Genomic DNA, 715 nt, shown 5'->3' with positions numbered 1-715 from the left:
AGTCGCAGCAGGCCCAGATGGCGCAGCAGGACAGCGCCGGCGCGACCGGTCTGGAAGATCAGCTCCGCCAGATGAATGGCAAGATCGAGGAGCTCAACTTCCAAATCCTGCAGATGCAGGAGCAGATGCGCAAGCAGCAGGAAGACAACGAATTCCGCTTCCAGCAGCTCGAGGGCGGCTCGCAAGGCGCGAAGCCGACCGGGCAGAAAAAGTCCGAGGCCGCGCCCCCGAACGGCGATACGAACAATGCAAGCAACGGCGATGCGGGCGCCGGCGATGCCGGCACCGATACCGGCGTCGCGCAGGCCCCGGCGACGCAAGCTCCGGCCGATGCGGGAGCGCAGGACGGCGGCGGCAAGAGCGTCGGCGACGTCATCGTCGAGTCGCAGACCGGCGACCCGGGTAAGCTGATCACCGGCGCGCCGCCGAAGACCTTCGGCACCATCACGGTCGACAAGAACGGCAATGTCGTCAATGCCGAGACCGATCCCCAGGCGGGCGCGCCGGCGCAGGCTCCGGCGGCCACGGCGAACGCGCCCGCCGCCGAAACCGGCAACAACAGCGGCAAGAGCAAGTCCGGCGGCACGGTGATGGCTTCATTGCCCTCGACCAACAATCCCGATGAGCTTTACCGCAACTCCTACCAGTTCATTCTGTCGGGCGACTATCCCAACGCCGAACAGGGTTTCCGCGATAATATCTCGCGCTTCCCCAA

The 715-nt window shown here is 65.9% G+C and carries 1 pseudogene; it reads left to right on the top strand.

Going from position 1 to position 715, the window contains the following annotated elements:
• A pseudogene (locus EOA38_RS38120) lies at positions 1 to 715 on the top strand (tol-pal system protein YbgF); the annotation flags it as partial.

Origin of the sequence: Mesorhizobium sp. M1E.F.Ca.ET.041.01.1.1, assembly GCF_003997355.1 — a bacterium.
In the GTDB taxonomy this organism is placed as follows: domain Bacteria; phylum Pseudomonadota; class Alphaproteobacteria; order Rhizobiales; family Rhizobiaceae; genus Mesorhizobium.
The sequence above is the reverse complement of the archived record's forward strand: the minus strand, read 5'-3'. Positions and strand labels throughout refer to the sequence as shown.